The 8,574-nt window shown below is 69.7% G+C and carries 5 protein-coding genes; 3 read left to right on the top strand and 2 right to left on the bottom strand.

The features are described from left to right. Window positions 1-60: 60 nt before the first annotated feature. From ACOJVU_RS05795 to ACOJVU_RS05805, 3 genes are all read left to right on the top strand, one after another. Entirely contained in the window at window positions 61-1,224 is a 1,164-nt protein-coding gene (locus ACOJVU_RS05795; protein WP_421528899.1) for a MalY/PatB family protein, read from the top strand. A 22-nt stretch (window positions 1,225-1,246) separates the two neighbouring features. After that, window positions 1,247-1,681, top strand: coding sequence for an HIT family protein (locus ACOJVU_RS05800; protein WP_421528900.1), 435 nt, complete (start codon window positions 1,247-1,249; stop codon window positions 1,679-1,681). A gap of 509 nt (window positions 1,682-2,190) precedes the next feature. Next, window positions 2,191-6,114: a diguanylate cyclase domain-containing protein gene (locus ACOJVU_RS05805; RefSeq protein WP_421528901.1), complete on the top strand. Its 3,924-nt coding sequence runs from the start codon at window positions 2,191-2,193 to the stop codon at window positions 6,112-6,114. Here ACOJVU_RS05805 and ACOJVU_RS05810 read toward each other — a convergent pair. After that, complete coding sequence (locus ACOJVU_RS05810; RefSeq protein WP_421528902.1) at window positions 6,111-7,142, bottom strand: LLM class flavin-dependent oxidoreductase; 1,032 nt, start codon at window positions 7,140-7,142, stop codon at window positions 6,111-6,113. The genes ACOJVU_RS05805 and ACOJVU_RS05810 overlap by 4 nt on opposite strands. Window positions 7,143-7,279: 137 nt before the next feature. Then, entirely contained in the window at window positions 7,280-8,092 is an 813-nt protein-coding gene (locus ACOJVU_RS05815; RefSeq protein ID WP_421528903.1) for a uracil-DNA glycosylase, read from the bottom strand. Between the last annotated feature and the right edge of the window lie 482 nt (window positions 8,093-8,574).

The raw sequence follows: 8,574 nt of genomic DNA on the forward strand, positions 1-8,574 counted from the left end.
ATCGGGCCGATCCGAGACGCCGGCGGCGCCGGGCGCGGCGGCGTGGTGCATATTCGGCCCATGCAGGATCAAACGTTCGACTCGTTGACCGAGGAACAACTCCGACGCCGCAACACGATCAAGTGGAATTATTTCGCGCCCGACGTGCTGCCACTGTGGGTGGCCGAGATGGACTATCCCACGGCACCCGCCGTGCGCGACGGGGTGCGGCGCTGCGTGGAGAACGAGGAGTTCGGCTACCCCCCGTTCACCGAGGACGCGTTGCCGCGGGCGACCGCCGACTGGTGCCGGCAGCGTTACGGCTGGCAGGTACAGCCCGACTGGGTGCGCGTCGTCCCCGACGTCCTCAAGGGGATGGAGGTCGTCGTCAAGTTCCTCACCCGGCCCGAGAGCCCGGTGGTGCTACCCGTGCCTGCCTACATGCCGTTCTTCGACGTCCTGCAGGTCACCGGACGCCAGCGGATCGAAATCTCGATGGTGCGCCAGGATTCGGGGCGGTACCTACCGGATCTGGAGGCGCTCGAGACCGCGTTCGTCCGCGGTGCCGGATCGGTGATCCTGTGCAATCCGAACAACCCGCTCGGCACGGCGTACACCGAAGACGAGCTGCGGGCGGTCGTCGACATCGCGGCGGCGCACGGCGCCCGGGTGATCGCCGACGAGATCTGGGGGCCCCTCGTCTACGGTCGACGCCACGTTCCCGCGGCCTCGGTGTCGGAGGCGGCCGCGGCGAGCGTGGTCACACTGGCATCAGCCTCCAAGGGATGGAACCTGCCCGGACTGATGTGTGCGCAGGCGATCCTGTCCAATCCCCGCGACGCCGACGACTGGCACCGGGTCAACATGCTGCACAAGATGGGCGCCTCGACAGTCGGCATCCGCGCGAACATCGCCGCATACCGGGATGCGGCGCCGTGGCTGGACGAGCTGCTGCCCTATCTGCGGGCCAACCGCGACCATCTGGCGCGGACGCTGCCGGAGCGGGTGCCCGGGGTGACGGTCACCGCCCCGGAGGGCACCTACCTCTCGTGGGTGGATTTCCGCGCACTGGGCCTGGCGGCCGAGCCGGCGGAGTACCTGCTCGCCGGGGCCAAAGTGGCGTTGTCCCCCGGCATCCCGTTCGGCCCCTCGGTGGCCTCCGGATTCGCCCGGCTGAACTTCGCGACCACCCGCACGATCCTGGACCGCGCCATCGACGCCATCGCCGGCGCGCTGCGCACCTGAGCCGGCCAGTACCGTGGGCGACATGTCCTGCGTGTTCTGTGCCATCGTCGCCGCCGGGGCCCCGGCCATCCGGATCCACGAAGACGACGACTACCTGGCGATCCTCGACATTCGCCCGGTCACCCGCGGCCACACGCTGGTGCTGCCCAAACGCCACAGCGTCGACCTCACCGACACCCCGCCGGAGACGTTGGCCGGGATGGCCACCCTCGGCCAGCGGATCGCCCGCGCGGCGCGCGCCACCGAATTGGCCGACGCGACCAACATGGCGATCAACGACGGCCGCGCCGCCTTCCAGAGCGTGTTCCACATCCACCTGCACGTGCTGCCCCGCCGCGACGGCGACAAGCTCTCGGTTGCCAAGGGGATGCTGCTGCGCCGCGACCCCGACCGGGAAACCACCGGCCAGATCCTGCGGGAGGCCCTCGCCCGCATCGAGGCGAGCCGGCAGGACTGAGGCATGCGCGCGTCGTCCGGACGGCGTATCGACGTCCTCTTACCCGCGCTTGCACGGCCTCGTCCCTCCCACGCGACGCGCGACGGCGGCTCGTACCAGATCGTCGCCGCCGACCGCGACACGACCACCACTCCGCGAGCCATCACGACCTGACGCACGCGTCGCAGTACGAAATCGGTTGTACCCCATTGCCATTAGTGGTGAACAGTTATCAGTGGTGAACACCCGCCGAGGTGGATTGCAGTGGGCGTAGGCGGCTGCACGGCGTCGTCGGCGCCAACCATGACGACCGCTGCCGCGGCCCTCGGAACCGGACCTCGCACCAGACCCAGGTTTTCGTTCTGACCAGGCAGTCTTCGTTCTGACCAGGCAATAGCAACGAAACGGCCGATGGGACCGCCGCGACGCTCTATTGTTTGACACACAGATGCTTTTATACGCGTGTTTCATACCGCGCCGTGGCGCGCCACCAAGGCTCGCCGTGCAGTGCGAAGTGAGGTGACGCAGCAATGAAACCCTCGACGGACGGCCCGTGGGTGCGCCTGGCGTTGTCTGCGCGGGTCGGCTGGATTCTCGTCGCATCTTTCGGCGGTGCGGAGGCGACGCTGGCGGCCTCATGGTTGTGGGGATGGCAGGGCCCGGCGGGAACTCGGCCGGTCAACGAGATCGTCACGGTGGCGTCGTTGTTGTGCGCGGCAGGGTGCGCCGCCAACGCGGCCCGCTTCGCGGCAGGCCGCTCACGATTCGGGTGGCTGGCGCTGATGACCGCTCTGCTCGGGTGGGCGCTGGGAGAGGCCATATGGGTGATCTACGACATGCAGCCGAATCTCGACCCCGCGAACCGTCCCCCGGTGGCCGTGGTGGCGCTTCTGTTGTATCCGATCGGGGCCATGGCGGCGATGGTGGCGTTCTCCCCCGTGGCCCGCCACAACCCCCCACGGATGGTGCTGGACGGCCTCGTCGTGGCGACGTCGCTGTTCGTGATCTCCTGGGTCTTCGTCGTCGAAAAGCAGCTCCGCGAGGGCACCGGCTCGCGGCTCGCCACGCTCACAGAATTCGTCAGCGACATCATCCTCGTGACGACGGCGATCATGGTGTTGTCGCGCATCCGCCCCGGCGACGGGCCCGGCCGCACCCTGATCCCCGCCGGCATCGGGACGATCGGTCTCGCCGACACCGCGATGGTGTTCCACGCCGGGATCGGCACCTATCACAGCGGCGATGCGGGCGATGTGATCCGGGTGGCCGGTTTGGGGTTGGTGACGTGGGCGGGGCTGGCCGGTCGGCACGCCCCTCCGGCGCCGATGCCGCAGGGCGACCCCCCGTACCGCGCCGGGTTGTGGTTGCCGTATCTCCCGCTGCTGTTGGCCGCCGCGGTGGGGCTGGCTCACGCGCTGGGCCACATGCAGCACGGGCCGATGTTCGCCGCGATGGGAACCCTCGTCGCCGCCGTGCTGGCGCGGCAGTTCGTCGTGCTGGTCGAGAACCAGCGCCTGCTGGCCGAGATGGCCAGGAAAGCGTCCCGGGACAGCCTGACCGGCCTGGCCAACCGCGCCCGGTTCCACCAGCGAGTGGGCGAGGCGATCGCGCGCCGACCGTCGGCCGACGCGCCGATCGCCGTGGTCTGCCTGGACCTCGACAAATTCAAGTTGGTCAACGACACGTTGGGTCACCACGCCGGCGACGAACTGCTGGTGCGGGTCGCCCAGCGGCTCACGTCCGCGGTGGACGAGTCGGCCACCGTCGCCCGGCTCGGCGGTGACGAATTCGCGGTGCTCCTCGAAGCCTCGGCCGAGGAGTCGCAGGCCGCGGCGCACCGCGTCCTGGACGCCTTCAGCCCGCCGATCCTCATCGACGGGGTTCCGCTGGATGTTGGGCCGAGCATCGGGTTCACCGTGGCCCCCGACTCGTCGGATTGCACCGTCGACGAGCTGCTCCGCGACGCGGACCTGGCCATGTACGCCGCCAAACGCCGAGGCGGCCGATGCGTCCACAGCATCGTGCCCGACCAACTGCCGTCGGTGCCTGCATCCTCGGAGTGCGTCGGGGCGACGGTGGCGCCCGTCGACGCCCCCAGGCCCACCGCCCGGGCACCCGGACGGCTTTCGGGGACTCTCGATCCCGAACCCGTGGCGACGAGGGCGAAGCACATGTCGACCAACGCGGCCGAGAAAACCCGATGGCCGCCGACGGCGATCCGGATCGCCATCGGTGCGCTGACGCTGGGCATTGTGGTCTTCGTCGTGCTCAACGCGCTGCACCGGGCGCGCATCGTCGACGCCGCCGTCCTCGGTGGGGTGTACGCAGCGTTGAACCTGGCGACGGCCGCGCTGATTGGCGCCCGCGCTGTTCGTGTCAGGAGAGACCGTGCTGCGTGGGCGCTGATCGCGGTGGGCTTGGCAGTGTCGGCGCTCGGTGACGTCGTCCACGCGGCCTGGGTCCCCGATGGCCGATCGCCCTCGCTGGCCGACTTGACCTATCTCGCGCTGTACCCCCTGGTCTGCGCCGGGTTGCTGTTACTGAACTGGGCGCTCGCCAAGCGCGTGCCCGTTACGATCCGACTCGACGGCGTAACCTGCGGTCTGGTGATGGCTGCGCTGGGCACGGTGCTGCTGGCAGGCCACACACACGGCGCCACCGACTGCAAACCGTCGACCATCCTGGCGGGCACGGTGTATCCGTACGGCGACCTGGTGCTGCTGGCGCTGACGACGAGCATGCTGCCGGTCGTGGATCGCAACAACGCGCCGCGCTTGGCGCTGCTGATCACCGGCTTCGCCCTGGCCGCGGTGCCGCACGCGACGTACCTGTTCGAGACCTCTGCGCGTACATACCCGGCCGGAACAGCACTCGACGCGTGCTGGCCAGCGTCGTCGCTGTTGGTGGCGACGGTCGCGTGGACGCGATCAGCAACGAGGGCCCCGAGCGGGCAGGGCAGGCTCAGTTCCCTCGTCGTGCCCGCGTTGTGCGCGGTCACAGCGATGTTGGTGGCCGTGTTGGGTCACCGGTCGCAACTGGCCACGGCACTGGCGGTGACGACCCTGGTCGTGGTCGCCGCGCGCTTCACGATGACAGTCCACCAGCTCAGCGCGCTGGCCGCGGACCACAAGCGTGCCATGACCGACGCATTGACGGGCCTGCCGAATCGCCGCGCCCTGGTCGCCGCCCTGGCCGGGGTCTCCGACCAGCAGCCCGCTCTTGAGACGAGGGCGGTATCGCGCCGCGCTCTGTTGGTGCTGGAACTGTACGAGTTTCACCAGATCAACGACTCGATCGGCGCCGGGCTCGTCGACGAGCTCGTACGCCGCATCGCGAATCGACTGGGAAAGACCATCCGTCGTGACGATCTTTTCACGCGAGTGGGTGACAGCCGATTCGCGTTACTGTTGGCCCAGGACACCGACCTCATCGGCGCGCGCGCCCAAGCCGGCCGACTGCTCGAATGTTTGAGCGAACCGTTCGCGCTGGACCCGATCACCGTGGGGATCGACGCTTGCATCGCCGTCGCGCTGAGCCCCGACCACTGCGAGAATGCCGAGTCGCTGCTCAACCTCGCGGAGGCGGCGCTCCCCCACGCCAGGTCGGCCGTCAGCAAGATCGCCGTCTACGAAACGACGTTCGCGCAACACCGGGACGACCCCACCTTCGTCGAGGAACTGTGCGCCGCGCTGAACGACGGTGACGAACTGTCGTGTCACTACCAGCCCAAGATCAACCTCGACGGCAGCGTGCACAGCGTCGAGGCGCTGCTGCGCTGGCAGCATCCCAACCGCGGTCTGCTGCTGGCGGCCGAATTCGTACCGGCGGCCGAACGCGCCGGGCTGATGCGCAAGGTCGCCGACCGCACGCTGAACCTCGTCCTCGGCCAGATGCGGTCCTGGCGCGCGCAGGGCCTCGCGCTGGCGGTCGCGGTCAACCTGTCCACCACGAACCTGCTCGACCTGGACCTGGTCGGCACGGTCGAACGACTGCTGCGGGCCTACGGCGTGCCCGCCGACGCCCTGGTCATCGAGATCACCGAGAGCACCCTGATCGACTCCGTGCAATCGCGCCACACCGTCGCCTCGCTGCAACGCCTGGGCATTCGCATCTCGCTGGACGACTACGGCACCGGATGGTCGTCGCTGGCGCGCCTGCAGGACGTCACGGTCGACGAGCTCAAACTCGACCGGGTGTTCGTGGCGCGCCTGTCCCACGACCCGCGATCGGTGGCGATCGTGCGGTCCACAGTGGCCCTGGCCGACAGCCTAGGCGCCGACCTCGTCGCCGAGGGAGTCGAAGACGAGGTCACGCTGGATGCGCTGCGGCGCTACGGTTGCACGATCACGCAGGGCTTCGTGCACAGTCCGCCGCTGCCGGCCGACGGACTGCAGCAGTGGATCGCCGACCACGCCCCGGCCGGCCACGAGGTACGGCAGCCGGCGGAGTCCTAGAAAAGCTCTTTGGCCAGCAGCTCCAGCGTCGCCACCCGCGCGGGTGCGGTGGCCGGAGCGGTGGCGTGGCGGGCCGAGGCGACCGGATTGACCATCACCTCGTCGACGCCGAATTTTCCGGCCAGCGTCCGCAGCTGCTCAGCGGCCTCCGCGGGCGCACCGACCACTGCGCGTCGCAGCCCGCTGTCGACGATGCGCTGCTGCTCCGGCGTCAGCTCCGCGGCCAGGGCCTCTTCGACGAGGGGTACCGGCCCCAGCGCCTGGCCGGTCCGCAGCCGCGCCATCACCTGCAGGTTGGGCAGGATCAACGCTGTTGCCTCGGAATGGGTTTCGGCCACCGCGGCGTTCACGGTCAGAAACGTCACGGGCTCGGCGGCCACGTCACTGGGCCGGAACCCGCAACGGTAGGTCTGCAACGCCTCCTCGGTGCCCCGGCCGGAGAAGTGGTGGGCGAACACATACGGCAGCCCCTTGGCCGCGGCCAGCTGCGCCGAGTACATCGACGAGCCCAGCAGCCACAGGCGCGGTTCTGTCACGGCGGCCGGGGTGGCCCTGAGGATGTAGTCCCCGGAACGCAGCGGCACCCGCACCCCGGTCTTGCTCATCAGCGCAGCCACGTCGTCGAGGTAGTCGGGGAAGTTCTCGATGTCACGGTCGTCGCGGGTACCGCGCAGGGCATACGAGGTCACCGGGTCGGAGCCGGGCGCCCGGCCGATGCCGAGGTCGATGCGGCCCGGAGCCGCGGCTTCCAGCAGCGCGAACTGCTCGGCGACGGTCAGCGGCGCGTGGTTGGGCAGCATCACCCCACCCGACCCCAGCCGCAGCCGGGTGGTCTGCGCGGCCAGGTAGGCGATCAGGACGGGCGGACTGGTGGCACCGACGGACCGCATGTTGTGGTGTTCGGCGACCCAGTAGCGGGTGAACCCCAGCCGGTCCGCGGTTTGCGCCAGCCCCACAGTGGCGGCCAGCGCGTCCCGGGTCGTCTGGTCGGTGCGCACCGGGACGAGGTCGAGGACGGATAGACGCACGATGGCCTCAACGCTTCCCGCGCCGCGAACGTTCCCCGCTCAGCACCGAGCCCCGCACGTCCATCGCCCGCCCGCGCGGGCGCAGGCCGGGGTCGCAGGGCGCGTCAACACGCCGCCGTTATCCCGCCAACGCAGAGTCACGAGATTCCTGCCAGTTTTCGTGCCTCGGTAAGGAGGTCGTCGAGCATCGCCGTCGTCAACCTACCGGTGAACATGTTCTGCTGGCTCGGGTGGTAGCAGCCGAGCAGCCGCACACCCGCGTTGAGCTCCGCGACGACACCGTGCCCGAACCTCGGCTTGGGCAGCCCGGCAGCGGCCGGCAGCCGTAGCGCGGCCTGCCAGCCGAACCCGCCCAGGGCCACGATCACCCGGACGTGGGCGGCCACCAGCCGCCATTCGGCCTCCAGCCACGGCCGGCAGCTGTCCCGCTCCGCCGGGGTGGGAGCGTTGACCGGGGGCGCGCAACGCACCGGCGCGACGACGCGAATGTGCTTGGTCCGCAACCCGTCCGCGGCGTCCACACTGGTTGGCTGGTTCACCAGGCCGGCCCGGTACAGGGCCGCGTACAGCTGATCGCCCGACCGATCGCCGGTGAACATCCGCCCCGTGCGGTTGGCACCGTGCGCGGCAGGCGCCAGCCCCATGATCAACAGCCGGGGCCGCTCCGAACCCCAGCCCGGAACCGGTCGTCCCCAGTACGGCTGGTCGGCGAACGCCCGGCGTTTGGCGACGGCGACGTCCTCGCGCCAGCCCACCAGCCGCGGGCAGGCCCGGCACACGCTGATCAGCCCGTCGAGGCGGGGTATCGAGTCGGCGCCGGCCGCCAGCGCGATCACCTGCGCGGCGCTCACGGCGACCGGGGTCTGCGGAGTCGCCGGATCGGCGGGCCATCCGGTGCCGGGAGCGACCGGAGAGCTGAACGGCCGGCCGGTGCGAGGGTGGACGAGCACATGAACATCGTGCCCTCAGCCGGTGCGCAGCGGCTGAACGGCCCGCACAGTCGGTGTTCCGGGCCGCTGGTTCGGGTTACATTCAGCCGCGATATCCATGAGTCCCACGAGCCGCGGCCCGGCACTGGTGATCCTGTCCGCCACGCTCACGGCCACCGCGATGACGGTGCCGCTGGTGGTGGTGGTGGGCTGCCGTCACTGCGGGAACTGGACTTGGCGCCCGGACTCGACGCGCCTTCACCGCTGTAGGCCTCGGCGTGACTGGCCGAGAATTCTGCGTTTCCGCCGCTCGAATCGGCCGATCAAATCTGACTTCTGCGCCGCTCGCGCCGCCTGCTGATGCTCACAACCCCTTCCAACACGACGGCCTAAACTAAGTCCATGACTAAGTGGTCTTGCCCGTTAATCCGTCGGGCCCGTTCGCTGGGGTGTCGAGACTGCGGTGGCAGCGCCGAAACGCGAAAAAAGTAGCGCTGAGCACA

It is taken from the genome of Mycobacterium sp. THU-M104 (assembly GCF_049197365.1).
Classification (GTDB): Bacteria; Actinomycetota; Actinomycetes; order Mycobacteriales; family Mycobacteriaceae; genus Mycobacterium.

Coding starts and splice junctions, on each gene's coding strand:
- ACOJVU_RS05795 (WP_421528899.1), top strand. CDS start 61: ATGCAGGATCAAACGTTCGACTCGTTGACCGAGGAACAACTCCGACGC.
- ACOJVU_RS05800 (WP_421528900.1), top strand. CDS start 1,247: ATGTCCTGCGTGTTCTGTGCCATCGTCGCCGCCGGGGCCCCGGCCATC.
- ACOJVU_RS05805 (WP_421528901.1), top strand. CDS start 2,191: ATGAAACCCTCGACGGACGGCCCGTGGGTGCGCCTGGCGTTGTCTGCG.